Here is a 913-nt window from a genome sequence, read left to right on the forward strand (position 1 = left end):
CGAACCGGGTCACCGCGTCCGGGTGGTCGGCGATCTTGTCGGCGAGCACGGTGAGCCGGTGCCGGGACGCCCCGATCGGGGCGCAGATCGCCGCGTCGTGCTCGCCGGCCGCCGCACCGGCCGCGGCGGCGCCGTTGGAGAGCACGTCGACCACGGTGGCGTCGGGCAGGTGGTCGCGGAGCCAGTTCCGGCACTGGGTGGACGCCTGCGGGTGGGCCGCCACGCTGCGCACCTCGGCGAGGCTGGCCCCCGGACGGGCGGCGAGCACGAACTCCACCGGCAGGATCACCTCGCGGGTGATCACCAGCGGCTCGCCCTCGGCCATCTCGTCGAGGGTCACCCCGACCGCGCCGCCGATCGAGTTCTCCAGCGGCACCAGGGCGGCGTCGGCGTCCCCGGCCCGTACGCTGTCCAGCGCCTCGCCCACGCTGCGGGCCGGCGTACGGCTGCCCCGCTCGGCGGCGGGCACGGTACGCAGCGCCTGCTCGGCGAAGGTGCCCTCGGGCCCCAGGTAGACGTAGCGGGTCGGCGGTGTTCCGGGCATGGCGACCAGCCTACGCACCCGGGGTGCCGTCGCAGGCCAACGTCCGGATGCCGGGCGGCCCGGCGGCGCGTACCTGCGCCCCGCAGACGTCTGTCCCGGCGGTGACCAGCTCCAGCGCCCCCGGCCGGCCCCGGGTGACCACCTGCAGCTCCTCGTGCCCGGTCACGTCGAGCACGGTGTACTGCCAGTCCCCGGCGCAGAGCGGCCCGGTCCGGACCCGGACCCGGACGTCCCGGGGCAGCACCCGGGCCGTACCGCGCAGCAGTGCGATCACCCGGTCGCCGGACAGGCCGGCCGGGCAGGGCGCGGCGACCAGGTCGGTGCTGGTGGGGGTGGCCGTCGGGGTGGTGGGTGCCGTCGGGGTGCCGG

The 913-nt window shown here is 77.3% G+C and carries 1 protein-coding gene and 1 pseudogene; both read right to left on the reverse strand.

The annotated features are described in order from the left end of the window. On the reverse strand, positions 1 to 544 hold a 544-nt coding region (locus tag DKT69_RS00170), incomplete at its 3' end, for a prephenate dehydratase domain-containing protein (protein ID WP_304598658.1). 10 nt (positions 545 to 554) lie between these two features. Further along, positions 555 to 913 (reverse strand): annotated as a pseudogene (locus tag DKT69_RS00175) (hypothetical protein); the annotation flags it as partial.

It is taken from the genome of Micromonospora sicca (assembly GCF_003172935.1).
Lineage (GTDB): Bacteria > Actinomycetota > Actinomycetes > Mycobacteriales > Micromonosporaceae > Micromonospora > Micromonospora sicca.